This is a genomic window from Pseudomonas sp. GM48 (assembly GCF_000282335.1).
Taxonomy (GTDB): Bacteria; Pseudomonadota; Gammaproteobacteria; order Pseudomonadales; family Pseudomonadaceae; genus Aquipseudomonas.
This window is the reverse complement of record NZ_AKJM01000009.1, coordinates 13499-39074: the sequence shown is the minus strand read 5'-3', so window position 1 is coordinate 39074 and position 25576 is coordinate 13499. Positions and strand designations below refer to the sequence as shown.

Annotated in this window: 17 protein-coding genes; 7 read left to right on the top strand and 10 right to left on the bottom strand. The window is 62.0% G+C overall.

Annotated features, from left to right (window positions below; all coding sequences use genetic code 11):
- Nucleotides 1-50: 50 nt before the first annotated feature.
- From PMI28_RS26860 to PMI28_RS26870, 3 genes are all read right to left on the bottom strand, one after another.
- Nucleotides 51-9284, bottom strand: a complete 9234-nt coding sequence (locus PMI28_RS26860; protein WP_007981736.1) for a non-ribosomal peptide synthetase — start codon at nt 9282-9284, stop codon at nt 51-53.
- Nucleotides 9285-9519: 235 nt separating this feature from the next.
- Nucleotides 9520-10254, bottom strand: a complete 735-nt coding sequence (locus tag PMI28_RS26865; protein ID WP_007981735.1) for a thioesterase II family protein — start codon at nt 10252-10254, stop codon at nt 9520-9522.
- A gap of 169 nt (nt 10255-10423) precedes the next feature.
- Entirely contained in the window at nt 10424-11596 is a 1173-nt protein-coding gene (locus PMI28_RS26870) for an MFS transporter (RefSeq protein WP_007981734.1), read from the bottom strand.
- A gap of 256 nt (nt 11597-11852) precedes the next feature.
- On the opposite strand from PMI28_RS26870, the gene PMI28_RS26875 reads away from it, so the two are divergent.
- Both PMI28_RS26875 and PMI28_RS26880 read left to right on the top strand, forming a co-directional pair.
- A complete protein-coding gene (locus PMI28_RS26875) occupies nt 11853-13676 on the top strand; it encodes a glycoside hydrolase family 15 protein (RefSeq protein ID WP_007981732.1) in 1824 nt (607 codons plus the stop codon).
- Between the two features lie 323 nt (nt 13677-13999).
- Nucleotides 14000-14389 carry a hypothetical protein gene (locus PMI28_RS26880; protein ID WP_007981730.1) on the top strand — a complete coding sequence of 130 codons (390 nt, stop codon included), beginning with the start codon at nt 14000-14002 and terminating at the stop codon, nt 14387-14389.
- An 11-nt stretch (nt 14390-14400) separates the two neighbouring features.
- Here the strand turns inward: PMI28_RS26880 and PMI28_RS26885 are convergent, their stop codons facing one another.
- On the bottom strand, nt 14401-15384 hold the full coding sequence (locus PMI28_RS26885; protein WP_007981728.1) for a GlxA family transcriptional regulator: 984 nt from the start codon (nt 15382-15384) through the stop codon (nt 14401-14403).
- An 88-nt stretch (nt 15385-15472) separates the two neighbouring features.
- Here PMI28_RS26885 and inhA point away from each other — a divergent pair, with 88 nt between their 5' ends.
- Nucleotides 15473-16159, top strand: a complete 687-nt coding sequence (inhA, locus tag PMI28_RS26890; RefSeq protein ID WP_007981726.1) for an isonitrile hydratase — start codon at nt 15473-15475, stop codon at nt 16157-16159.
- A gap of 294 nt (nt 16160-16453) precedes the next feature.
- Here the strand turns inward: inhA and PMI28_RS26895 are convergent, their stop codons facing one another.
- Entirely contained in the window at nt 16454-16936 is a 483-nt protein-coding gene (locus PMI28_RS26895) for an SRPBCC family protein (RefSeq protein WP_007981724.1), read from the bottom strand.
- 197 nt (nt 16937-17133) lie between these two features.
- Between PMI28_RS26895 and PMI28_RS26900 the strand changes: the two genes are divergently transcribed.
- Complete coding sequence (locus PMI28_RS26900) at nt 17134-17532, top strand: GFA family protein (RefSeq protein WP_007981722.1); 399 nt, start codon at nt 17134-17136, stop codon at nt 17530-17532.
- A 63-nt stretch (nt 17533-17595) separates the two neighbouring features.
- Complete coding sequence (locus tag PMI28_RS26905) at nt 17596-17997, top strand: lysozyme inhibitor LprI family protein (protein ID WP_007981720.1); 402 nt, start codon at nt 17596-17598, stop codon at nt 17995-17997.
- A gap of 119 nt (nt 17998-18116) precedes the next feature.
- On the opposite strand, the gene peaD is transcribed toward PMI28_RS26905, so the two are convergent.
- From peaD to peaA, 4 genes are all read right to left on the bottom strand, one after another.
- Nucleotides 18117-19235 carry a quinohemoprotein amine dehydrogenase subunit beta gene (gene peaD, locus PMI28_RS26910; protein ID WP_033063031.1) on the bottom strand — a complete coding sequence of 373 codons (1119 nt, stop codon included), beginning with the start codon at nt 19233-19235 and terminating at the stop codon, nt 18117-18119.
- A 38-nt stretch (nt 19236-19273) separates the two neighbouring features.
- Entirely contained in the window at nt 19274-19597 is a 324-nt protein-coding gene (gene qhpC, locus PMI28_RS26915; protein ID WP_007971075.1) for a quinohemoprotein amine dehydrogenase subunit gamma, read from the bottom strand.
- Between the two features lies 1 nt (nt 19598).
- Nucleotides 19599-21029 carry a quinohemoprotein amine dehydrogenase maturation protein gene (peaB, locus tag PMI28_RS26920; protein ID WP_007981716.1) on the bottom strand — a complete coding sequence of 477 codons (1431 nt, stop codon included), beginning with the start codon at nt 21027-21029 and terminating at the stop codon, nt 19599-19601.
- A gap of 96 nt (nt 21030-21125) precedes the next feature.
- Nucleotides 21126-22706: a quinohemoprotein amine dehydrogenase subunit alpha gene (peaA, locus tag PMI28_RS26925; RefSeq protein WP_007981714.1), complete on the bottom strand. Its 1581-nt coding sequence runs from the start codon at nt 22704-22706 to the stop codon at nt 21126-21128.
- A gap of 344 nt (nt 22707-23050) precedes the next feature.
- Here peaA and PMI28_RS26930 point away from each other — a divergent pair, with 344 nt between their 5' ends.
- Nucleotides 23051-23407: a hypothetical protein gene (locus PMI28_RS26930; RefSeq protein ID WP_007981712.1), complete on the top strand. Its 357-nt coding sequence runs from the start codon at nt 23051-23053 to the stop codon at nt 23405-23407.
- 49 nt (nt 23408-23456) lie between these two features.
- Here the strand turns inward: PMI28_RS26930 and PMI28_RS26935 are convergent, their stop codons facing one another.
- Nucleotides 23457-23711 carry a DUF1652 domain-containing protein gene (locus tag PMI28_RS26935; RefSeq protein WP_007981710.1) on the bottom strand — a complete coding sequence of 85 codons (255 nt, stop codon included), beginning with the start codon at nt 23709-23711 and terminating at the stop codon, nt 23457-23459.
- Nucleotides 23712-23988: 277 nt separating this feature from the next.
- On the opposite strand from PMI28_RS26935, the gene PMI28_RS26940 reads away from it, so the two are divergent.
- The gene (locus PMI28_RS26940; protein ID WP_007981708.1) at nt 23989-25479 is read left to right on the top strand and encodes an aldehyde dehydrogenase family protein; all 1491 of its coding nucleotides are present in this window, start codon (nt 23989-23991) and stop codon (nt 25477-25479) included.
- Nucleotides 25480-25576 lie beyond the last annotated feature (97 nt).

The window sequence follows — 25576 nt, the reverse complement described above, 5'->3', positions numbered from 1 at the left end:
ACCCCTCCAGAAAATGTTGACGGCGGCGCTGAAAAGCACCGCCGACTGAATCAGTCCGCCGTCGATTGCACGGTTGGCACACCCCGGATCGCCGAGCGCCGCTTGATCGCCATCGCGCCGCCGAGCAAGGCCTTGCGTTGCTCGTTCAAGCGCACATCGGCACGGCGCTGCACATCGGCGGCCAGGTTGAGCAACTCGCCAACCTGCAACTCATCGGCACTAATCAGCGTTTCGAGCACCGCCTGAATCTGTTCGAACAAACATTCCAGCGTGCTCGGCAGGTACTGGCCGGCCGGTGTCTCGAAGCTCAGGTGGATGTGCTGTCCATCGTTGTAGAACGCTGCGACCATGCCGATTTCGGCGGCCTGACGCCCGGACGGAAAATCCTCCACTTGCAACCCATCCATCGAGGGCAAGCGACCAACGCCTTCCTGGTAAATCAGCTTGATGTCGAACAGCGGCGAACGTCCGGCCCGGCGCGGCAGGCGCAAGGCCTCCACCAGTCGCTCGAACGGCAGGTCCTGATGGTCCGAAGCCTCCAGCACCGCTCGGCGACAGGCGTCCAGCAATTGCGCCGCCGACTGCCCGGCATCAACGTCGATTTGCAGTACTAATTGGTTAACGAAGAAGCCGACCATTTCTTCAAGCTCGGCTTGATTTCGGTTGGCGATATCGGTGCCGATGCGCACACGACTGACCTCGGTGCGCTGGCGCAGGACCAGGGTGAAACCGGCCAGCAGCAGCATGAACAGCGACAGATCGCGCTGTTGGGCAAAGTCGCGCAACTGCTGGCTGAGTTCGACACTGAAGGTGAAATGCGCACTGGCACCTGCTTGCGCCGTGCGCCGGTCGCCATCGGCGGGCAACTCCAGCACGACCAGAGGTTCAGCGAGGCGCTGCTGCCAGTAATCGAGCTGGCGTTGCAACTCGCCGCCCTGCTCCAGCCACTGGCGCTGCCATTTGGCGAAGTCGGCGTACTGCACGCTGTGCGCCGGCAGTTGCGGAGTTTCGCCACGACTGAGGGTTGGATACAGCGTGACGAATTCATTGATCAGGAGGCGGAACGACCAGTCATCGGCGACGATGTGATGCACCGTCAGCAACAGCACATGCTCGTCGTCCGCGACCCGCAACACCCGCACCCGCAGCAACGGACCGTGGCGCAGGTCGAATGGCCGGGCGACTTCCTCGCGGGCCAGTTGTTGCGCTTCGACGTCCGGTGCCGGCAGATGCCGCAGGTCGCTGTCGACAAAACTCAACGGCAGATGCGGATGCACCCGCTGCCAGGTCTGGCCGTCCTCTTCGTAAAAGGTGGTGCGCAACACCGCGTGACGCTGCACCAGGGTTTCGAAGGTCTGGCGCAAGGCCGCCAGATTCAACTCGCCGCGCAAGCGCAAGGCACCCGGCATGTTGTACATCGAACTGTCCGGCTCCAGGTTCCACAGGAACCACAAGCGCTGCTGGGCAAAGGACAACGGCTGGCGTTCGCCAGAGGTGTCCGCAACCAGCGCCGGGCGTTCACAGCTGTGTTGCAGCGTCTGCACCTGAGCGGCGAAATCCTCAAGACGCGGATGTTCGAACAGGCTGCGCAGGCTCACCGACAGGCCCAGGCGCTGGCGGATCTGCGAGACGATTTGCGTCGCCAACAACGAATGCCCGCCCAACTCGAAGAAGCTGTTTCCGCGGTCGACGCGACTGACCTGCAACACCTGCTGCCAGATCTGCGCCAGTTCGATTTCCAGTGCACCTTGGGGCGCGCTGCCAGCCTCGACCTCCCACAGTTGCGGAGCCGGCAACGCGGCGCGGTCGAGTTTGCCATTGCGGTTGAGCGGTAACGCGGCCAGCAACACCAGTTGTGTTGGGAGCATGTAATCCGGCAGGCGCTCGCCCAAGGCGCGGCGCACGGTGTCGTTGAGCTGGCGCGCATCAACTGCCAGCAGCCCTGCCTTGGCCGGCACCACATAGCCGATCAATTGCTTGCCACCAACGCCCTCGTGCACCAGCACCGCAGCTTCGCTGATCATCGGCAGGCCTTGCAGGTGCGCTTCGAGCTCACCCAGTTCGACCCGGAAACCACGGATTTTCACCTGATGATCGATACGCCCCAGGTATTCCAGCGCACCGTCTTCGCGATAGCGCGCCAAGTCGCCGCTGCGGTACAGCCGCGCACCCGGCGTGGTGGAAAACGGATCGGCGATGAAGCGCTCGGCGCTCAACCCCGAACGTTGGTGATAACGCTGGGCAAGGCCGGCATCGCCGCCGATACACAACTCGCCGACACAACCGGTCGGCAGCAGGTGCCCTTCGCTGTCCAGCACATACAACGCACGTCCCGGCAATGCTTTGCCGATGGGCACGCCGACGTGGTTGCGAGTATCGGCCAACGTGCATTCGTGGGTGCTGGACACCACCGTGGCTTCGGTCGGCCCATAGGTGTTGAGCAAACGCACCTCACCCAACCCCGCCGCGTACCACAGCTTCAGGCCTTCGAGGGACATGGCCTCGCCGCCGACGTGGACCTGACGCAGTCGCCCCTTGTTTCGCTGAGGCTGGGTGGCCCACTCCTGAGCCAGCAGGAACCAGTAGGCCGCCGGCAGGTCGGCCAGGGTCACGCCGTGCTCGATGATCTGGCGGTAGAGGGTGTCGGTGTCCCACAGCTCATCGCCGCGCATCACCAGTGCTGCGCCCACGCACAGCGGCGGATAGCACTGTTCGACAAAGCCGTCGAAGCTGAACGTGGCGAATTGCAGCACACGGTCTTCAGGGGTGAGTTGCGAATAGTCCGCCGCGATCACGCAAAACTCGCGCAATGCGGCGTGGGCCAGGCACACACCTTTCGGGCGTCCGGTGGAACCGGAGGTGTAGATCAGATATGCGAGGTCTTCGGTGCTGGCGAGGTTCGTCGGGTTTTCAGTGGAGTAACTGTCAGCGCCCGACTCCAGCGCCAGGCGCGGCAAACCTTGCGGCAGCGCTACATCGGTGAGCAACCCCGGTTGCGCCAGCAGCAGATCCATGCCGCTGTCTTCGATCATGTAGGCCAGACGCTCGGCCGGGTAATCCGGATCGAGCGGCACATAACCGGCGCCGGACTTGAGGATGGCCATCAGGCTGACGATCATCTGCGCATTGCGCCGCACCGACAGGCCAACCCGCTGCCCCGGCGCCACACCGTGGGCGCGCAGGCGATGGGCGAGCCGGTTGGCTTGCGCATTGAGCTGGGCATAGGTCAGGCGCTCGTCGCCGACCATCACGGCCAGCGCATCGGGCGTGCGTGCCGCTTGTTGCTCGAAGCGCTGATGGGCCAGCAGCGGGCTATCGATTTGCGGCGCAGGCGGACGGCAATAAGCCAACACTTTTGCCCGGGCCTCGGGGTCCAGCAAGCTGACCGCGCCCAATGCCTGTTGTGGCTGCGCGACGAATTGCTCCAGCACCTGCAACAGACTGGTGCCCAACTGGCTGATCTGCACAGCACTGAATCTGGCCCGGTCGAAACTGAAATCCAGACGCAAGCTGGCACCGACTTCGATGCCCAGGGTCAGCGGGTAGCTGGTGATTTCGTGATTGTGCAGCTCGCCGAAAGTCAGGCCTGCCGGCGCCCCTCGCTTGAGGGCTTCGGCCACCGGGAAGTTCTCGAACACCAGCAGACTGTCGAACAGCGCCCCCTGCTGTCCGGCCCAGCCCTGAATGTCGTACAGCGGCACATGTTCGAATTCGCGCAGGCTCAGGTTCAGGGCTTGCAGGTGGTTGAGCCACTGGGCCACCGACTGCCCCGCGTGCGGACTGGCAATGATCGGCAAGGTGTTGATGAACAGCCCCAACTGCTGCTCGATGCCCGGCAGCGGCGCGGAGCGTCCGGCAATGGTTGCGCCAAACGCCACGCAGGATTGGCCAGTGTAGCGCTGCAACAACAGGCCCCAGGCGCCTTGCAGCAACGTATTGAGCGTAATTTTCTGCTGCCGGGCGAAATCACCCAGGCGCTGTAGCGCGGCGCTCTCAAGGGTCAATTGATGTTCGCCCATGCCGTGGCCATCGACCGGCGCCGGCAAGGCTTGCGCCAGCAGCGTCGGCGTCTCCAGTGGCACCAGTGCTTGCTTCCAGAACTGCTCGGCGGCCAGTAACGGTTGCAGTTGAATCCAGCCCAGATAATCGCGGTATTGCCCCAACGGCGTGGCCAGCGTCTGGCCGGCATAGTGCTGGATCACTTCGCCAAGCAACTGCGCGTTGCTCCAGCCGTCCATGAGGATGTGATGGCTGGTGTAGATCAGATGCCAGTCTTCAGTGCCGCGGCGCACCAGCACCAGGCGGAACAACGGCGCGGCGCCGAGTTCGAAGCCACGGCTACGCTCCTCGGCGGCCAGTGCATCGAGGTCGAGGTCGGCCGCTTCGATCACTTGCAGTTGCAGGTCGATCTGGCGATGAATCACCTGATGCGCGCACTCAAGCCCCAGCCAGTGGAAGCTGCTGCGCAGGATGTCGTGTCGGTTGATCGCCGCTTGCCAGGCCCGGCCGAATGCCGCCAGTTCCAGCCCCTGGATGTCCAGGCGCAATTGATTGATGTAGGCCTCGGCCTGGGGTTCGTAGAGAGTGTGGAACAGCATGCCCTGCTGCATCGGCGTCAGCGGGTACACGTCCTCGATGGCTGGCGCGGCGACGGGCAAGGCGTCCAGTTGCCGCTGGCTGATGCGCGCCAGTGGGAAGTCCGACGGCGTGACCTGACCTGGCGTTGTCGCACAGCAATGTTCGATCAGTGCCTTGAGCTCTTCGGCGTAGGCATCGGCCAGTAGCTGCACCGTGGACTCGGCGAACATGTCGCGGCTGAAGCCCCATTGCAGCGAGAGCTGCCCGCCATAGACCTGGCCTTCCACGGTCAGCCAGTTGGCCAGCGGCGCATCATCGCCCTGGGCCTGGCCGCCGCTTTCCGGGGCCGGGGCGAACAGCGCAGCCTCATCGAACTGACGGTCGAACTGCCCCAGGTAGTTGAAGGTGATGCGTGGTGCCGGCAAGTCTTGCAGCGATTGCCGCTGCGCCGGTTCACCGAGATAGCGCAGCAGTCCATAGCCCAGGCCTTTGCCGGGGATGGCGCGCAGTTGTTCCTTGATCGACTTGATCGAATGCGCCGCCCCGGCCTCGGGTTGCAGGCGCACGGGAAACAGACTGGTGAACCAGCCGACGGTGCGGCTCAGGTCGAGGTCGTCGGACAGGCCTTCGCGGCCGTGGCCTTCGAGCTGGATCAACGTCGAGCCCTGCCCGCTCCAGCGGCAGATAACCCGCGCCAACGCGGTGAGCAACAGATCATTGACCTGGGTGCGATAGGCCGCCGGGGCCTGTTGCAGCAACCGGCGGGTCAGTTCGGCGTCCAGTTTCGATTCGATCTTGTGCCCGTGGCGCTGCTGCAAGCTGCCCTGCGGGTTATCACACGGCAGGTCCCGGGCATCCGCCGTTTGCGCCTGCCAGTACGACATTTGCCCAGACAAGGTGCCGGCATGCTGTTGCAGGTGCGTGGCCCAGGCTTGATAGGCGCTGGTTTTCTCGGGCAGCGCCACTTGCCGGTAAGCCTGTTGCAAGTCTTCGAGCAACACCCGCCACGACACCCCGTCCACCGCCAGGTGATGGACCACCAGCAACAGGCGCTGGCTGCCATCGTCGAGGTTGACCAGCAAGGCGCGCAGCAGCGGCCCGTGCGCCAGATCGAGGCTGCGTTGCGCTTCATCGCACAGGGCGGTCAGGGCTTCGGCCGAAGACGCCCGACGCAGCCACAATCCAGCGGATTCGACCTGCGGCGCATGGTGTTGGCGCCAGCCTTCGGCACCGTCGATGAAGCGCAGGCGCAAGGCGTCGTGGTGGTTGATCACGGCGACCAGCGCCCTATCCAACACTTGCGGATCCAGCGCTTCCCGGGGCGTCAGCAGCAGCGACTGATTCCAGTGCTGACGCTGGGCGATGGCTTGTTCGAAGAAGTAATGCTGCGCCGGGGTCAGGATCACCTCGCCACTGACCGGGCCTTGATCGATAGTGCTGCGGCTGTCGAACACCGCGACCAACGCCAGGCTGCGCACGGTCTGGTACTGGAACAGATCCCGTGGACTGAGGCGAATGCCGGCCTGACGGGCGCGGCTGACCACCTGGATGGAAATGATCGAGTCGCCGCCGAGTTCGAAGAAGTTGTCTTCGAGGCCCACAGGTTCCGTGCCCAATACGTCCTGCCAGATCTGCGCCAACGTGGCCTGCATGGCATCTTGCGGTGCGACGAACACCTGTTGCGGTGCGGCGTCCGGTTGCGGCAAGGCCTTGCGGTCGAGCTTGCCGTTGGCGGTCACCGGCAAGGCATCCAGCGGCATCAGGTAAGTGGGCACCATGTATTCTGGCAGGCTGCCGAGCAGCCAGGCCTTGAGGGTTTGCGCCCACTGCGCATCGGCGTCGGCGTTTTCCAGCACCAGATACGCCACCAAATGTTTGCCGCCCTGCACCAACACCACGGCCTCGCGCACCAGGTCATGCTGCATCAGGCGGGTTTCGATCTCTCCCAGCTCGATGCGCAGGCCGCGCAATTTGACTTGATGGTCGAGGCGACCGAGGTATTCGATCACGCCGTCGGTACGCTGTCGCACGCGGTCGCCGGTGCGGTACAAACGCGCGCCATCGTGGAACGGGCACGGTACGAAACGCTCGGCAGTGAGTGCCGGACGCCGGTGATAACTGCGCGCCAGCCCGGCACCGCCGAGGTACAACTCCCCTGCCACGCCGGCCGGAACCGGAAGCAATTGCGCATCCAGCACATGGGTGCGCAGGTTGGCGATGGGCCGGCCAATGGGCACGCTGTCGGCGCCTTCGTCGACGCAGGTCCAGTGGGTCACGTCGATGGCCGCCTCGGTCGGGCCGTACAGGTTGTACAACCCGGCACCCGGCAGTTTTTTGAACACCTGCAATTGCGCATCCAGCGGCAAGGCTTCACCACTGCAAGCAATGCGTTTGAGGCCGGTGCACGCCTCGACGCCTGGTTCGTGGATGAACGCCTGGAGCATCGACGGCACAAAGTGCAGCGTGCTGATGCCGTGGTCAGCGATGAGGCGGATCAACTGCGCCGGTTCCCGATGTGCGCCCGGTGGCGCCACCACCAGACGCGCGCCGGTCATCAGCGGCCAGAAGAACTCCCAGACCGAAACGTCGAAACTGAACGGGGTTTTCTGCAACACCGAATCGCTGCCATCGATTCCGTATGCCTGTTGCATCCAGCACAAGCGGTTGACCAGTGCCGCGTGACTGTTGCCGGCGCCTTTAGGCTTACCGGTGGAACCGGAGGTGTAGATCACATAGGCCAGGTTCAACGGATGCACCTCTACCAGCGGGCAGGTTTCGCTGTAGCCGTCGAGCCAGTCGTGCTGCTGATCCAGGGCGATGACCTTGACGCCGTCGGTGGGCAGCGCGCCGATCAGGGTGCTTTGCGTGAGCAGCAGGCCAATCGCGCTGTCGTCGATCATGTAGGCCAGACGTTCGCCCGGGTACTCCGGGTCCAGCGGTACGTAGGCACCACCGGCCTTGTGAATGGCCAACAGGCCAATCACCATTTCCAGCGAACGCTCGACGCAGATCCCCACCAGCACATCCGGGCCAACACCCTGCTCGCGCAGGCAATTGGCCAGCTGGTTGGTGCGGGCATCGAGTTGCGCGTAGCTCAACTGGCGCTCGCCAAACACCAGCGCCGGTGCCTCGGGCGTGCGTCGGGCCTGGGCCTGAATCAGCTGATGCATGCACTGTTCGACGGGATAGACCGCAGCGGTGCGGTTCCAGTCCTGCACCAGCACCTGATGTTCATCTGCGCTCAGCATCGGCAACTCACCGATTTTTTGCGTCGAATCCTCGACTAACGCCTGCAGCAGGCGCGTCCAGTGCCGGGCCATGCGCGCGATTGTGTCGGCTTCGAACAGGTCGTTGGCGTAGGTCAGCGCGGCGTGCAGCTTTCCGCCCTTCTCCCAGGTGTCGAGGGTGAGGTCGAACTGGGTGGTGCGGCTTTGCCAGTCGATGCTGCCCAGCACCAGGCCGGAGGCGGTGCTGACCGACGCCATGTCGGCCACGTGCGGCTGGTGGTTGTACATCACCTGGAACAACGGCGTGTGACTGAGGCTGCGCTCCAGTTTCAACGCTTCGACCAGACGCTCGAACGGCAGGTCCTGATGGGCCTGGGCGCCGAGGGCGGTTTCCTTGACGGCGCGCAGCAAGTCGTCGACCCGGGTCTGGCCGTCCAGCTGGGTACGCAGCACCTGGGTATTGACGAAAAAGCCGATCAGGCCTTCGATTTCCGCACGGTTGCGGCTGGCGATGGGCACGCCGACGCGAATGTCGGTTTGCCCGGTGTAGCGATGCAGCAACGCGTTGAAGGCGCCGAGCAACAGCATGAACAAGGTGATGTTGTGCTTCTGCGCGGCGCTGCGCAGTTGTTCGGCCAGTTGCGCTTCGACCGCGAATTCGTAGCGGGTGCCGCGATAGCTCGGCATGGCCGGGCGCGAATGATCCAGGGGCAATTCCAGCACCGGATGTTCATCGCCCAGTTGCGCCTGCCAGTACGCCAGTTGCCGCGCCTGCTCGCCCGCCTCCAGCCAGCGGCGCTGCCACAAGGCGTAGTCGCTGTACTGGATCGGCAATGGCGCCAGTTGCGGTTGCATGCCCGCATCGAAGGCATCGTAGTAGCGGATGAATTCGTCGATCAGCACGTTCATCGACCAGCCGTCCGACACGATGTGGTGCAGGGTCAGCAACAGGACGTGCTCTTGTTCGGCGAGTTTGAGCAAAGTGACCCGCAGCAACGGGCCGGTCGCCAGATCGAATGGCAGCATCGATTGCTGCTCTGCGGTGTGCGCCACGGCCCGTTCGCGTTCCTCGGCGGGCAGTGCGCTGAAATCCACTTGTTCGATCAGCAGCGGCGCCGTGGCAGGCACTTGCTGCAAGCTGCCGTCGACCTGACGCTGGAACACCGTGCGCAGGGTTTCATGCCGCGCCACCAGGCTGGCGAACGCCTGCTCCAGCGCCGATAGATTCAAGTGCCCGGTCAACCGCACCGCGCCCGGCAGGTTGTAGGCGCCGCTGTGCGGGTCCAGCTGCCAGAGGAACCACATGCGTTGCTGGGCGTACGACAACGCCTGGCGATCCTCGGCCCCGATGCCGGCCGGAATCGGAAAACGGGCGAAATCCACGCCCTCCTTGTCCAAGGCCGCAAGGAACATCTGGCGCTTTTCCAGGGACAACCCGATAAACCGGCGAGCAAGTTTCAAGGAGTCTTCAGCATTCATCTATCGGCATCCGCATCAGTAGGCGCAAAGGCGCGTCGTCCCTATAAAACGAATGCAGGCGGGAAAAATTAGCGGATGGGAACAAGTATCAGGAGGGAGGGTAAAACACGAAAAACCGTGGTTGTTGCAGTTCAAAATGTGGGAGCGGGCTTGCTCGCGAAGGCGGTGTGTCAGTCACATGCATAGCGTCTGATACACCGCTTTCGCGAGCAAGCCCGCTCCCACACTGACCGAGTCAGGCAGTGACCGCCATGGAGTGCCGCCGATGATGCACCTCAAGCTGATCCTTGATCACCCGCAGCACTTTCGCTTCATGCTCATGGATGAAGAAGTGCCCGCCCGCCAGCATGTCCAGCGAAAAACTGCCACGGGTTTCCTTGCTCCAGCCGATCAATTGCTCGGTGGTGGCGCGGTCGTTCTTGCCGCCGAGTACATGCACCGGGCACTTGAGCAGGGGTCGCTGCAGCGGTTCGAAACGCCCGCACAACAGGAAGTCCGCACGCAGCACCGGCAGGGTCAGGCTCATCAGTTCTTCGTTGGCCAGGATCTCTTCGCTGGTGCCGTTGAGTGTGCGCAGTTGCTCGATCAGTTCGGCGTCGGTTTTGGGCTGGGCAAAACCACGATCGTAATCGGCGCGCATCGTCGGCGCGGCGGTGCCCGAAGCGAACAGCGCCACCGGCTCCGGGCAACCCAGTGAGCGAAACGCGTGGGCCATCTCGCAGGCCAGCAGCGCGCCCATGCTGTGCCCGAACAACGCGTACGGTGCCTTGAGCGTGGCTTTCAGTTCCTGGGCCAGTTGCAGCGCCAGGCGCCGCATGTCGGTGTGCAAGGGCTCGCCATAGCGCGCCCCCCGCCCCGGCAGCTCCACCGGTTGCAGCTTGAGCCACTGCGGTAGCTTGCGCCGCCAGCGGCTATAGACCATGGCACTCGCGCCCGAATAGGGCAGGCACAGCAATGTCAGCTGGGTCACCGGGCTTACCTCGAAAGTTGTCTGTTTGGAGAACGGATGAGGTGTAGCCGGAATTAGTCGCAGATCCAAATGTGGGAGCGGGCTTGCTCGCGAAGGCGGTGTGTCATGCAACATTGATGTCGACTAACACGACGCCTTCGCGAGCAAGCCCGCTCCCACAGGTCGATCTTCATTTCAGATGGCGATAGCTTGGAATTGCGGAGCCGAGCACCACAGCCCCCGCCGCAATTGCCAGCCAGAACCCGCTGCGCGCGCCGAAGGCATCCACCAGCCAACCGGAGCCGGCGGCGCCAATCGCCACGCCGATACTCAACCCGGTCACCAGCCAGGTCAGGCCTTCAGTGAGTTTGGCCGGCGGCACGATCTGCTCCACCAGGGCCATGGCGACGATCAGCGTCGGGGCAAAAAACAGGCCGGCGACAAACACCGCCAGCGACAAGCCGAAAATATTCACCGCCAGCAGCAACGGCAAGGTAGTCACCGCCGTGGCTACCCCGCCATACAAATACAGGCGCGGTAGCGGCACTTTCGAGCGCAGTGCGCCGAACGCCAATCCGGCCAGGCACGAGCCGATGGCATACACCGACAGCACGATGCTCGCCGCCGCCGGTTGGCCCTGTTGCCGGGCGAAGGCAACGCTGACCACGTCCACCACGCCAACGATGGTGCCCATGGCCACCATCAACAGCATCAGCAACTGAATGTCACGAGAGCGGATGATCGAGCCCTGGTGCTGTTCTTCATGGGGATGCACCGGCGGCTCCGTGCTGCGCTGCAGGACAAACGCGGTGACGCCGATGGCCAGCGCCAGCAAGGCCGCCAACGGCCCGGCCTCGGGAAATGCCACCACGCACAACCCCACCGACAGTGGCGGCCCGACAATGAAGCAGACTTCGTCCAGCACCGACTCCAGGGCGTAGGCGGTCTGCAACTCTGGGCGGCCGCGATACACCACGGTCCAGCGCGCCCGCACCATCGCCGACATGCTCGGCATGCAACCGGCCAGCGCGGCGAAGACAAACAGCGTCCAGTGCGGCGCCTGCAACCGCGTGCACAGCAACAGCAGCAACAGTGCCCCACCACCAAGCAATGCCGCCACCGGCAGAATCCGCCCCTGGCCATATCGATCCACCAGCCGCGATACCTGTGGCGCACAAAACGCCGTGGCCAGGGCGAACGTCGCCGCCACCGCGCCAGCCATTCCATAGCCACCCTGCAACTGCGAGAGCATGGTGATCAGGCCGATGCCGGTCATGGAAATCGGCATGCGCGCGATCATCCCGGCCAGTACGAATGCGCCACTTCCGGGGGCGTTGAACAACTCGCGATAGGGGTTTGCCATGGGGCTGGTCTCATCAGGGGACTGCACGTTGCCATAACGGCTGATTGCGGGGGAAGTGTGGAATTGTTGGTTGAGTGTGAAGGCCCCTTCGCGAGCAAGCCCGCTCCCACATTTGAGCGGTGTACGCCGGCCATTGTGGGAGCGGGCTTGCTCGCGAAGAGGCCCGAAAAACCACCACTACCACCCCGCCAAATGAACTCTCGGCCACCCAAACCAGTCACCTGCTTAGGCCCCAGGTTCCCGGAGATTCACGACAATGGCTGATCATCCCGAACGCCAAAGCCCCATCGACGCCCACGGCATCATTGGTGACATGCGCAGCGCGGCGCTGGTCAACGACAAGGGCAGCGTGGATTTTTTCTGCTGGCCTGAATTCGACAGCCCATCGATATTCTGCTCGCTGCTGGACAGCCCCGAGGCCGGAATTTTCCAACTCTCCCCGGATTTACCCGATGCCCGCCGCGAACAGATTTACCTCCCCGACACCAACGTGCTGCAAACCCGCTGGCTCAGCGACCGCGCCGTGGTCGAAGTCACTGACCTGCTGCCCATCGGCGACACCGAGGAAGACCTGCCGCTGCTGATGCGACGGATCCGTGTGGTCAGCGGCCGCGCCGCGTTCCACATGCGCTGCGCTGTGCGCCATGACTACGCTCGTGCCAGCACCCACGCTCGCATGGATAAGAACGACGTGATCTTCGAGGCCGCCGATCAACCACCCCTGCGGCTATCTTCGGATCAGGTTTTACGCATCGACGACAACGTGGCGGTCGCCCGATTCACCCTCGACCAGGACCAGACCAGCGAATTCCTGCTCGGCGCCATCGACGATCCGCGTTTCAGGAAAGGCGCTGCCGAACTGTGCCTGCAGCGCACGCTGAAGTTCTGGCGCGACTGGATCGGCCAATCCAACTACCGTGGTCGCTGGCGCGAAATGGTCAACCGCTCGGCCCTGGCGATGAAGCTGCTGACCTCGCGCAAATACGGCGCGATTCTCGCTGCCGCCACCTTTGGCCTGCCGGAAAGCCCCGGTGGCGAACGCAACTGGGACTACCGCTTCACCTGGATCCGCGACGCCTCGTTCACCGTCTACGCGTTCATGCGCCTGGGCTTCGTTGCAGAGGCCAACGCCTACATGCGCTGGTTGCGCGGGCGGGTCAGCGACTGTCGGGGCAAGCCGATGAAACTCAACATCCTGTATGCCATCGACGGTCGCCAGGAGTTGCCGGAAATCGAGCTGGCGCACCTGTCCGGTCATGGTGGCGCACAACCGGTGCGCATCGGCAATCAGGCGTATGAACAGGTTCAGCTCGATATCTTTGGCGAGCTGATGGACGCGATTTACCTGGTCAACAAATACGGCGAAGCCATCTCCCATGAAGGCTGGAAACACACAGTGGAAGTGATCGATCAGGTCTGTGAAACCTGGGAACAAAAGGATGTCGGCATCTGGGAAATGCGCGGCGAGCAACACCATTTCCTGCATTCACGGCTGATGTGCTGGGTCGCCCTGGACCGCGCCATCCGCCTGGCGTCCAAACGCTCGCTGCCCGCCCCGTTCGCGCGTTGGGACCAGACTCGCCAGGCGATCTACGCCGACATCTGGGAAAACTTCTGGAGCGAAGAGCGCGGGCATTTCGTCCAGCACATCGGCGGCACCGGCCTGGATGGTTCGATGCTGCTGATGCCGCTGGTGCGCTTCGTCAGTGCCCGCGACCCACGCTGGCTGGCAACCCTGGCAGCCATCGAAAAGAACCTGGTGCGCGACGGCATGATCTACCGCTATCGCAACGACGACAGCCAGATCGACGGCCTGCCCGGCAGCGAAGGCGCGTTCGCCGCGTGCTCGTTCTGGTACGTCGAATGCCTGGCCCGCGCCGGCCGGCTCGACAAGGCCCATCTGGAGTTCGAACAACTGCTCCGGTACGCCAACCCGCTGGGGTTGTATGCCGAAGAATTCGACAGCCATGGACGGCATATGGGCAACACGCCGCAGGCATTGACGCATCTGGCGTTGATCAGTGCGGCGTGTTTTCTGGATCGACGGTTGAGTGGGGAGAAAAACGTCTGGCAGCCATGATGTCGTGTTAAACACAAATTCAGAGACAACCTGATCCCTGTGGCGAGGGAGCTTGCTCCCGTTCGGCTGCACAGCAGTCGTAAACCATCAAGACGCCGGATGCCTGACAGACTGCACTGTCAGGTTTTGGGGTTGCTTCGCAACCCAGCGGGAGCAAGCTCCCTCGCCACAGATCTTGTGCAATCCAAGTCCTACATTTTTTAAACAAAACAGCTTGCAACATCCCGAAAACACCCGGTTGCCGGCTGTTAAATCCCCGCCTAACATCGACTATCAAGGGTACAGCGGAGCTGTCCAACACAACCCGAATTCAAGGAACCAGAATGACCCAACGCATCCAACGCAGCATTGACGCCCCGCTCCGAACCGGTTTGAACCGCGAAGAACTCTGGGAGGCTGATGACAAAGGCCTGATCAAATGCTGGGAAGTCGGCCGCCAGCGCGCCGCTCGCTTCCCCGACCTCGCCCAACAGTGCCGCGCCGGCGAGTTGCCGGTACTGGGCTGGAAAGGTGGCGTCAGCCGCAGCCTGAAGAAACTCGAAAAGTACGGTTCGCTCAAATACCTCGCACAGTGGCAAGGACTGCGCGGGGAAGATCTGGATGTGGATCTGGTACAGGAACGGGCACTGACCTGTTCACGGACAGGCATGGTGGTGACGTTTACGCCGGATCGGGCGAAGTATTTCAATCAGGTGGCGGAAACGGAAACTTGATAGCAAGGGGCTCAAGTCATGGCGGAATCTGCTCCAGCACCGACCGAAAAACGCTCCCGATAAGCCTGCGGCGTCACACCCATGGCCCGCAGGAAACTGCGGCGCAGGGTTTCTTCGCTGCCGAAGCCGCATTGCACCGCCACCCGCTTGATCGGCACGCCAGTGTCGCTGAGTAAACGCCGTGCGGTTTCGACGCGGATCAGTTCGATGGCCCGGGCCGGCGTCTGGCCGGTGTCGGCGCGGTAGTGGCGCACGAAACTGCGTTCGCTCATCCCGACCTGCAAGGCCAGGGTCGGGATGCCAAGGTCCTGGGTCAGGTTTTCGCTGATCCAGGCGTGAAGTTCGTCGAATCGGTTGCCTTCTTTTTGCAGGGACAGGGTCACGCTGAATTGCGACTGACCACCCGGACGCTTGAGAAACACCACCAGTTGCCGGGCGACTTCCAGGGCCATGTTGCGCCCGAGGTCTTGCTCGACCATGGCCAGCGCCAGGTCGATGCCGGCGGTCACCCCGGCCGAGGTCCAGACCGGGCCGTCGTTGATGAAGATCGGGTTGGGCTCGACGTGCAATTGCGGGTGTTGCTGTGCCAATTGCTCGCAGCGGGTCCAGTGGGTGACCACGCGCCGGCCATCGAGCCAGCCGCTGGCCGCCAGCAGAAACGCACCGGTGCACACTGAGGAAACCCGCCGGCAGCCATGGGCATGTTCGCGCACCCAGGCGACCAATGGCGCATCCTGCGCCGCCGCGTAAACGCCCCAGCCACCGGCAATGATCAAGGTATCAGTGCCCTCGTCCGGTAACGGTTCGGCCAACAGCGCCAACCCCGCCGACGACATCACCGCCCCGCCGCCGCTGGCAATCACCGTCGGCGCATAGGGTGGCGGCAGGCCTTGCTGACGGGCAATGTCGTTGGCCGAAGCGAATACCTGCAACGGACCGGTAACGTCGAGTAATTGCACGTTAGCGAAAGCGAGTACGTGGATGGTTTTATGCATTTGGCGTAATTCGTGGGGATATTGGCGTATACGCCAAAGCCTACGGGCCTACAGTTAAACCGTCCACCCACTTCACGAGAAAAACACCATGACGTTGCAGATCGGTTTTCTGTTGTTTCCACAGGTTCAGCAACTGGATCTGACCGGCCCTTATGACGTACTGGCCTCGCTGCCGGATGTGAAAGTGCATCTGGTCTGGAAGGACCTGATGCCGGTCACTGCCAGCACCGGCCTGATGTTGAAGCCGACCACCACCTTCGACGATTGCCCGGCGCTGGACGTGATCTGCGTCCCCGGCGGCAGCGGTGTCGGGCCGTTGATGGAAGATGACCAAACCCTGGACTTCCTCAAGGCCCAGGCCGCCAACGCCCGGTACATCACGTCGGTATGCACCGGCGCGCTGGTGCTTGGCGCGGCGGGGTTGCTCAAGGGCAAACGCGCCACCACCCACTGGGCGTATCACCAATTGCTCAAGCCGCTGGGCGCAATTCCGGTAAAGGATCGGGTGGTTCGCGACGGCAATCTGCTGACCGGGGGCGGGATCACCGCCGGTATCGACTTTGCCCTGACCCTGGCCGCCGAGCTGTTCGACCAGGCCACCGCCGAGCTGGTGCAACTGCAACTGGAATACGCCCCGGCCCCGCCGTTTACCGCGGGCTGCCCCGAGACGGCCCCGGCCAGTGTGTTGGAAGAGGCTCGCAAGCGGGCTGCCGGCTCGTTGAAGCTGCGGGCGGAAATCACCGAGCGCGCGGCGGCGAAACTCGACCGGCAGTGAAAAAATGGCGGCAGGAGCCCGGCTTCTGCCGCCACGATTTTTCAGACGCCCACAAAAAAACCCGCCGAAGCGGGTTTTTCCAAGACCATGACGACTCCTTGTCGTAGCATTCCTTGCATATGGTCGATCATCCATGATCCTGAGCACATCCTGTGCTTCAGTGGGTGAGGCCAGATTACGCATCGGATCCAATCTGTAACAGGCGACATCGTTACCAGCGCGTGTAAGACATTCGCTATAAGCCCCCTTCCGAAAACCCTTAGACGCCTCAGGCCCGGAGGCCGCGAGTTTCGCTCAAACACCCTGATGTTCGTGTGCCTTGGCCAGTAGAAACTGTTCGATATTGCTCATTTGTTCATCCCAGCCGCGACTGTCCATGCGGAATGCCTTGAGGCGGCGATGCTGGGGAACGTGGTCGAAACCGGACTCGGAGACCTTGAGCAACGTGCCGTTGTCCATGTCTTCGAGCTCGAATTTCACCAGTGTGGTGGGCTCCTGGGAGTAATCGAAATCAGGCTCTACCGCATACGGATGCCAGCGAAACGAAAACAGCCGTTCCGGTTCGACCCGCTCTACCAGTACATTCCAAAGCAAATGCTCATAACCGGGATAGGTAATCTGCCCCTGGGTCCATTCGCCTGCCACAAAGCGCTTGCCCTCCAGCGCCACGCCAAACCACTTCCCGAACTCTTCGGCATGGGCTATCGCTCGCCAGACCTGTGAACGCTTGGCCTTGAGCAGGACTTTCCTTTCGATGCGATCAGATGCTGGGTTCATAAGTCACCTCCTGTACTTGAACAGTAGGTCAGTAAGATCACAAGACCAACCCTAAAGTTGTACCAATCGGGATGCGCAATCAACCATACCTGAGATATTCGGTTGCATTTACACCGATAAGTTCTGGAGCAGGAGAATAGTCAGAGAATCGAAACTGCTAACGTTCCCCATTGAAATCGCCCCGAAAGGAGTCATCCATGAAAAACCTGCGCGGCAGTTGCCTGTGCAAAGCCGTCGAGTACGAACTCGATTGCCTCGACATGCCCATCAGTCACTGTCACTGCCAAACCTGTCGCAAGGCTCACGCGGCGGCTTTTGCATCGACCGCCGGGGTCATGCGCGAGCACTTTCGCTGGACCAAAGGCCAGGATCGCCTGAGCCGCTACGAATCGTCACCGGGCAAGTTTCGGCATTTCTGTTCGGTCTGCGGTGCACATTTGATGGCCGAACGGCTGGCCCAGCCTCACGTTATTGTTCGTGTGGCGACACTGGATAGCGATCCGCAGATGACGCCCCAAGCGCATATCTGGACGTCTCATGATGTGCCATGGCTTGAATACGAATCGGTGGAAAAGCACTCGCAATGGCAAGCGTAGTGGGCTGATTCCATCTCGGCGCTACACTGCACCTCTACATTCGGTCACAGCGAGCACTCCAGCATGAACCCACGCTTATTATTGGCGCTGCTGCCCCTGTTGTTCACCTCCATGGCATTCGCCGTGGACTGCGACAACGCCAGCGACCAAGCGACGATGAACCAGTGCGCGGCGCAGCAGAATACGGCCGCCGACAAGGAATTGAATGCGCTGTACCAGCAGATCACTTCGCGACTCAAGAGCAATCCGGACAGCAAGAAGCAGTTGGTGAGTGCGCAGCGGGCGTGGGTTGCGTTCCGCGATGCCGAGTGCAAGTTCTCGGCGTCCGGGGTGACGGCGGGCAGTGTTTATCCGCTGATCTACAGCAACTGCACCACGGAACTGACCAAGGCCCGAACCCAGACGTTCAAGAACTACCTGAAGTGCCAGGAGGGGGATTTGAGCTGCCCGGTGCCGGGGGTTTGATTTTTCGGTGCTTTTGAGGGCCTCTTCGCGAGCAAGCCCGCTCCCACAGTTTTTGTGAATACCACAAATCCACTGTGGGAGCGGGCTTGCTCGCGAAGGCGTCAGTTCAGGCGCCGCAATTACCGGACAAAAATCTGCGCCGTGGTAATCGCCATGTCCCCGCCCGGCAACTTGATGCTGCCAGTCTGCTTCAAGCTGTCGGCATCGAAGATCGCCACGTCATTGAATGTCCCCGCCAGGTAGATCTTGCTGCCGTCCTTGTTGAAGGAAATGCAGTAGTACGAGTGATCGAGCGTGGCGGACTGGAGCATTTTCTTCTGCTTGATGTCGTACTTGGCCAGGCGGTTGAGCACGCCAAACATCAGGTTCGGATCCTTGGGCGAGCGCATGCCGCTGAAGTAGATTTCGGTCAGTGGGCCGAAATCGGTGGTTTCGGTCTTGCCGGTCTTCAGGTCGACGCTGAACAGGCCGTACAGGTATTCGGCCGTGGCCGGGTCCTGTTTTTTGTCCTTGAACTTCGCCGCGGTGTAGAGCAGCGAGAAGTCATGCCGATACGTCTGCTGGTTCCACACGTAGAGCACGTCCGGTGCGCTGTAGTTCGGGCGTTTCCAGTGACGGCTGGGGATCAGCACGTCGAACTTTCCGGTCTTCACATTGACCTTGTAGACATCCGCCCCCGCCACGTACAGCGTGCCGTCGTCGCCGCTCTGCATGATGGTCAACTGCCGTGGCGCCGGGAAACTGCGCACAGGCTTGGCGTCCATCCCGGCATCGGTGGCATACACGTCGAGCCGAGGCTGCTGCACTTCGTACCGATCGTTCATCATCAGCGTCGGGTTGGCGATGGTGAACAGTTCCTTGCCGTCGTGGCTGAGAGTGAAGGCGAACATCGACCTCGCTTTCTCCCCCGGCTTCTGGGTGATGCTGGCGTGGAACACCTGCTTGCAGTTGTCCAGTTCGACGCCGTAGACATCCGCGTAGTGATTGTTCAGCACATAGGCGGTCTTGCGGTCCGGCGACAGCTGCACGGTGCCGGGGCCGAAGGCGTCGGGCATCTTGCAGGTCTTGTACAAGGTGTCGGTGGCCAGGTCGATCACGTGCAGGTTGTTCGGGTAATTGGTGGTCAACATGTATTCGTGACCGTCTTGCAACGCGGTGTTTTCATCGGCCAGGACACTGACCGAACAACTGCTCAGGACGGCAAACGCGGCCAGGCCGCAGGCTTTGATGCTGTGCATGCTGGAATCCTTCTTGTTATACGCTGCTTTCAAGGGCATCACTTGTCCTTGGGGAAGACAGTGCCGAGGTTGCGCCAGTTTTCGTTGGACGCCTGGGCATCCTTGTTCCAGTCCGGGTAGGTACTCATCATGTCGGGCACCTGGGCCGGCCACCAGCACGGGTCGGAGCACCCGTAGAGATCGGCCTCCATCGGCTGGCACAGCGACGACACACCGCCAAACGCATCGATTTCCCAGCCCGGGTCGGTGGTCGAGGCACAGCCCGCCACGGAACTCATGGCCACCACTTCTTCAATGCGGTTCTCGTCCGCGGCCTGATCCAGCTTCAACGCTTTGTTATTGATTGCCTTGAGATGTTTCATATCAGTGAGCCTTGCGCGGAGTGATGTAACTGCTGATGAACGCAGGGTTATGGGCCATGATCCGGGTGTAAACCTCGATGCCGAAATCGACCCAGTCACGCATCAGTTCGCAGTAGTGATAAGTCGGGTGAGTCGGATCGCCGTACCGCGCGTAGCTCTCGTGGTAGCAACCGCCGGAACACAGATTGCGGATCTGGCAGTCTTCGCAGCCAGTGTTGGTGCGGTCCAGGCGCTGGGACAGGAAGTCGTTCAACTCCACCTGCTTGACGCCACTGTGGACGTTGCCGAAGGTCGGCAGACTCGAACCGGTAAAGCGGTGGCACAGGTTCAGCTCGCCCTTGTGATCGACCGCCAGCATCTTCAGGCCCGCGCCGCACGGCAGGGCTTTTTTGTGCCCTTCATGAATGTCGGTGATCAATTGGTGCAGGTTGGAGAAGCCGATGTTGCGGTGTTCCAGCGCCGCTTCCAGGTAACGCTTGCCGAGTTTTTTCATGTTGGCGAAGACGTCCACCAATTCATCACTGGTGAGGTTGAAGCTGCTGATGTCGCCGGACGTCACCGGGGCAAAGCCGACTTCGGCGAACCCCAGTTCGTTGAACAGGTGATCCCAGATGGTTTCGACGTCGGTCACGCCGGTGGTCAGCGTCACCCGCGCCCCCACCGGACGACTGTTGTAGCGCGACAGCAACATCTCCGCCTTGCGCCGCACCACGTCGTACGTGCCCTGCCCGCCCACGGTGATGCGGTTGCGGTCGTGCACGGTTTTCGGCCCGTCGATACTCACCGACAGCCCGAAACGGTGAGCGTTGAGGTAGTCCACGGTTTCTTCGGTGAGCAGTGTGGCGTTAGTGGTCATGACGAACTCGACGAACTTGCCCGCCTCACGAAAACGCTTCTCACAGTAGTCGACCATGTACTCGATCAGCTTGCGGTTGCTCAGCGGTTCGCCGCCGAAGAACACCACGGTGAAACGCTCTTCATCCGGGGATTCGCGCAGCAGCATTTCCACCGAGGCAATCGCCGTTTCCACGTCCATCTTCTTGCCGGCCGACGGCTTGTCGAGGTCTTCCTTGTAGCAATACGTGCAGCTCAGGTTGCAGCCGGTGTTGACGTTGAGCACCACGGTATTGATCGCCGTGCGCTCGACTCGCTTGGTGGCGATGTCCGGGGTCAGCGGCGAACCGTCGCTGACCAGTTCCAGGGCCATCAGCTCGCGCAGGGTCTCGGTGATTTCCTCGCCGTTGAAACGCGCGGCCAGGCGCTGGATCAGGTCGTCCGAGGAGCAGCCGGGACCGCGCAGGGTATCGATGATGGTGCCCGTCAGTTCATCGCTGGCAAACAGCGAACTGCTGGGGATGTGAAACAGCATGCGGTCGGCATCGACCTGCACTTCGTGCAGGTTGCGTTCGACCAGATTCAAGATAGCGCCCATTGCAAACCTCCTGTGCAGGCCCCGGTTTGCGGGGCTTGCGGTCATTCCGAAAAAGTGTCTGAAACCGTTTTGGTCAGCCAAGCTCTGGTTTCAGCATCACGGAATGGGTGGATTGTTCCAGCGTTGCACGGTCACGATCATGTGGCCTTCGCCGGTCAGGGATTTCCCTGCGTCGTCGACGGCGGCGATCACCTTGAGGTTGCCGGCATTGTTGGTGGACATCTTGCGTGCCGGATTCGGCCCGGCATCGCCCGGTGTGAATACGCCTGCATCAGCCTGCATGGTGCCGGCAAACTTGACGTCTTCGTCTTCCTTGGCGCGGTCGTCGAAGGCCTCGACCTTCCATTGCGCCGGGAACACGCCGATGCGGTACGGCTTGCCGTCAGCGCCCTTGCCCCAGGCTTCCGCGTCGAAGCGGCCCTGGACTTTCGGCGTCGAACCACCGCCTTCACCGATCCGCGCCACCGAGAACTCAGGCACGACTTTGACTGCATCGATCTTGCTGTACACCGACAGGCTCGGGCCTTTCAGCGTGCCGACGCTGACCGCGCGCGCGCCCGGCTGGGCATTGGCGGCGGCCTTGAGCTTGACCCGCATGCGCTCCGGGGTTTGCTCCAGCACTTCGACCACTTCCACGCCTTTGCCGAAGTCAGGTTTGCCGGCCAGGCCGCTGCCGATCAGGGTCACTTCGCTTTCACTGCCAGCCTTCACATAGCCCGGTTGCACCGCCAGCAAACGCTGGGAACCCTGTTTGGCGGCGACGAAGTCCAGGCCACGTTCATCGTGCTCGGCCTCGAACATCCGGCCCTGCAGCGCATTGCCTTGCGCGGCGAACACCTGGCGCATGGTCACGCCATCGATGGTCACGTTGCCGCGCCATTCGTAGCCGGTGTACAGGATTGCGCTGCCGTCGCCATTGAACGGGCTGCCGTCGGCGTATTGGCCCTTGACGCTGACCTTGAAGGTGTCGCTGCCATCGGCACTCACGGTCATGACACCGGCCAGCTCACCCTTGCCCGGCAAGTGGCCGCTGAAGCTCCAGTCGCCCACCAGCGCTTCGGCTTTCGGCGCCGCGCTCTGCCATTTTTTCCACGCCGGGTTGTCCAGCGGATAACGCTTGGCCAGCAGCGGCACCATGTCCTTGCGGGCGATGTCGAACCAGTCGCGGTCGCGGGCCAGCGCCTGGTACTCCAGGGACGGCCACTGACCGAGGTGGAAGTTCACCAGGCGTTCCCACTCCTGCGCCGGACGCCGTTGCAGGGCGACCCGCGCCCCGGAGTGGCAGCGGCCGCACATCTGGCTGGTCTGGTCGTCGAAATGCTCAACGGTATTGAGCCGCCGCTCCAGCGCATAGCGCACGCCATCGGTTTCGCTCGGCGCCAGGCCCTGGGTGTCAGCGAGGTATTTGACCAGCGTGCGACGGTCGTCATCGCTGATCTGCAAACCGTGCATGGTCTGCATGCGGGCAATGCTCATCAACCAGCCTTCCGGCGTTTTGCGCTGGTGGCTGATACGGCTGAGGGTGTTATCGGCTTCGGGGGTGTGACAGCCCTGACAGGTTTCCTTGAGGATGGTCTGGGCGTCGCGGGCTGCCAGGCTATGAGGCGAATGCAGCGCTACACAAGCGGCTACGGCCAGCAAGCTGGCGCTCATGCCTGATCGGAGTTTTCTCTTCATCAACGTCGAACCTCGCACGGTGCGTTCTTATTGTTGTGGCTTATCGTTTTTATGGTTTCTGCCGTCGGCTTTAATCCGCTGACGGAGGCAAGAGAAACGTCTGCAATGTGCAATACACAGAGCGTGCCAGCTTGCAGATAAGCTTTTTTATCAATCACTTGCGTTGATCTTCCTGCTTTTGGCCATGCCAGGACGCGATGAGCGGCGTCTAGTTTCGCGACAGCTGTTGCAGTCTGAGACAGCATAGTTGGCCCTGCCGGAACAGCTCATCGCCCGACCATTGACGCCCCTCCCTGGCAGGTGCGAAATGGAGAGTCACCGATTGCCAACCTGAGGAATAAAAAATGGCAAGCATCACTGTCCTGGCGGGGGACTTTCTGCAGGGTGACGGAGATTATCGCGATGGCGTTTTTACCCTCAGAACGTCGTTGCACCCGTGGCCCGGCCTGACCCTCCCGCTATCCAGGTTCAAAAGCGTGGAAGTGGCCAATGAGGACTCGATCAACAACATCAAGCAAGCCATCGGTTTCGGCGTGGCAGGAGCCATGTTGCTAGGGCCGATCGGCGCATTCGCCGGGTTCATGCTGGCGGACAAGGAAACCGAAGTGACCTTCCTGGCGACACTCAAGGACGAGCGCAGGTTACTGGTTGCCGCAGATAGCAGCACGTTCGAGGAAATATCGCGAAAAATGGCGTCTTGAACCTATCGGCGCAGTCCGCACCACACCCGTGGTGCGGCTGACGTCAGGTTCAGTGATAGAACGTCGGTTGAACGTTTTTTTGCGACTGGATCTGTTGGCGCATTTCCGCCACCAGCGTTGCAATGCCGTGGACGCTGTCCAGTTTCCACAGTGGAACGTGGGTGGCCACCAGATCCACGTGGCCGGTCATGCAATCGCAGACCCGGATCGTCAATGACTGGTCCGGCGCCACGCTGCAGGTGCATACCGAGGGCAGAAAACTGCGCTCAATGATGCTTTGGATCTCCAGGGGTGAAAGGTTCATCGCTACCTCCCTTACGACAGATGTGTAGCCGGGAAAATGGTCCGTCATTTCACCCACCGAGCCGGAAAATTCTAGTCCTCGCCAAGGGGCGTCTCAAGATCGCGGACCGGTTGTTCGTCGTCTCATCCGGTTTCTCGATTTGCGACAAACCCTCGTATTATCCGACTGCTTCGGCGTCAGGCAAAACCCCGTCCGACAAGGCCTGACCGGCACTCCCGAACACTTGGCACAGCCATTGCGAAAGCCCGGTTCTCACGAACAACAAGAGGCCTCGCCAATGTCGCTCCCAAACGTGCTTCCCGCCACTTCGGCATTCATCCAGCGCGCCCCGCGCATGCTCATCGGTGGCGACTGGGTCGAGGCCGCCGACGGCCAGACCATGCCCCTGCACAACCCGGCCACCGGTGAGGTGCTATGCGTGGTGCCACGGGCAACGCCGGAGGATGTCGACCGTGCCGTACTCGCCGCCCGTCAGGCGTTCGACGACTCGGCCTGGACCCGCACCCGTCCCCGGGAGCGGCAGAACCTGTTATGGAAACTCGCCGACCTGATGCAGCGCGACGCCGAGCTGCTGGCGCAACTGGAATGCCTGAACAACGGCAAAAGCGCGGCGGTCGCCCAGGTGATGGACGTGCAGCTGGCCATCGACTTCCTGCGCTACATGGCCGGTTGGGCGACCAAGATCGAAGGCTCTACGGTTGACGTGTCGGCACCGTTGATGCCCAACGACCAGTTCCACAGTTTTATCCGTCGCGAAGCGGTCGGCGTGGTCGGCGCCATCGTCGCCTGGAACTTCCCGCTGCTGCTGGCCTGCTGGAAACTCGGTCCGGCCCTGGCCACTGGTTGCACTGTCGTACTCAAACCGGCCGACGAAACCCCGCTGACCGCGCTGAAACTCGCTGAGCTGGTACTGGAAGCCGGTTATCCCGAAGGCGTGTTCAACGTGGTCACCGGCACCGGCATCACTGCGGGCTCGGCCCTGACCCACAATCCATTGGTCGACAAACTGACCTTCACCGGCTCCACCGCCGTGGGCAAGCAGATCGGCAAGATCGCCATGGACTCGATGACCCGGGTCACCCTGGAACTGGGCGGCAAGTCACCGACCATCGTCATGGCCGATGCCGACCTGAAAACCGCCGCGGCCGGAGCCGCCAGCGCGATTTTCTTCAATCAGGGCCAAGTCTGCTGCGCAGGCTCCAGGCTGTATGTACAGCGCAAGCATTTCGACAATGTGGTGGCGGACATCAGCGATATCGCCAACGCCATGAAACTCGGCAACGGCCTGGACCCGAGCGTCGAGATGGGGCCGTTGATCTCGGCGCGGCAGCAGGAGCGGGTTTATGGGTACATCGAAAAGGGCCGGGCAAGCGGCGCGACCATCGCCTGCGGTGGCGAGCAGTTCGGCCCGGGGTATTTCGTCAAGCCGACGGTGATTGTCGATGTCGATCAGAAGCACTCTCTGGTGCAGGAAGAAATTTTCGGCCCGGTGCTGGTGGCGATTCCGTTCGATGATGAAGCCGATGCCTTGCGCATGGCCAATGACAGTCCCTACGGCCTGGGGGCGAGCATCTGGTCCAATGACCTGGCGGCGGTGCACCGGATGATTCCGCGGATCAAGTCAGGGTCGGTGTGGGTCAACTGCCACAGCGCCCTGGACCCGGCGCTGCCGTTCGGCGGCTACAAGATGTCCGGGGTCGGGCGTGAGATGGGCTATGCGGCGATCGAGCATTACACCGAGTTGAAGTCGGTGTTGATCAAGTTGTGATTTGTAGCGTCCTTTAGGCCGCCTTCGCGGGCAAGCCCGCTCCCACAGGGAAACGCATTCCAATGTGGGAGCGGGCTCGCTCGCGAAGAGGCCCGCC

Coding starts and splice junctions, on each gene's coding strand:
- PMI28_RS26860 (WP_007981736.1), bottom strand. CDS start 9,284: ATGAATGCTGAAGACTCCTTGAAACTTGCTCGCCGGTTTATCGGGTTG.
- PMI28_RS26870 (WP_007981734.1), bottom strand. CDS start 11,596: ATGGCAAACCCCTATCGCGAGTTGTTCAACGCCCCCGGAAGTGGCGCA.
- PMI28_RS26875 (WP_007981732.1), top strand. CDS start 11,853: ATGGCTGATCATCCCGAACGCCAAAGCCCCATCGACGCCCACGGCATC.
- PMI28_RS26880 (WP_007981730.1), top strand. CDS start 14,000: ATGACCCAACGCATCCAACGCAGCATTGACGCCCCGCTCCGAACCGGT.
- PMI28_RS26885 (WP_007981728.1), bottom strand. CDS start 15,384: ATGCATAAAACCATCCACGTACTCGCTTTCGCTAACGTGCAATTACTC.
- inhA (WP_007981726.1), top strand. CDS start 15,473: ATGACGTTGCAGATCGGTTTTCTGTTGTTTCCACAGGTTCAGCAACTG.
- PMI28_RS26895 (WP_007981724.1), bottom strand. CDS start 16,936: ATGAACCCAGCATCTGATCGCATCGAAAGGAAAGTCCTGCTCAAGGCC.
- PMI28_RS26900 (WP_007981722.1), top strand. CDS start 17,134: ATGAAAAACCTGCGCGGCAGTTGCCTGTGCAAAGCCGTCGAGTACGAA.
- PMI28_RS26905 (WP_007981720.1), top strand. CDS start 17,596: ATGAACCCACGCTTATTATTGGCGCTGCTGCCCCTGTTGTTCACCTCC.
- peaD (WP_033063031.1), bottom strand. CDS start 19,235: ATGCACAGCATCAAAGCCTGCGGCCTGGCCGCGTTTGCCGTCCTGAGC.
- qhpC (WP_007971075.1), bottom strand. CDS start 19,597: ATGAAACATCTCAAGGCAATCAATAACAAAGCGTTGAAGCTGGATCAG.
- peaB (WP_007981716.1), bottom strand. CDS start 21,029: ATGGGCGCTATCTTGAATCTGGTCGAACGCAACCTGCACGAAGTGCAG.
- peaA (WP_007981714.1), bottom strand. CDS start 22,706: ATGAAGAGAAAACTCCGATCAGGCATGAGCGCCAGCTTGCTGGCCGTA.
- PMI28_RS26930 (WP_007981712.1), top strand. CDS start 23,051: ATGGCAAGCATCACTGTCCTGGCGGGGGACTTTCTGCAGGGTGACGGA.
- PMI28_RS26935 (WP_007981710.1), bottom strand. CDS start 23,711: ATGAACCTTTCACCCCTGGAGATCCAAAGCATCATTGAGCGCAGTTTT.
- PMI28_RS26940 (WP_007981708.1), top strand. CDS start 23,989: ATGTCGCTCCCAAACGTGCTTCCCGCCACTTCGGCATTCATCCAGCGC.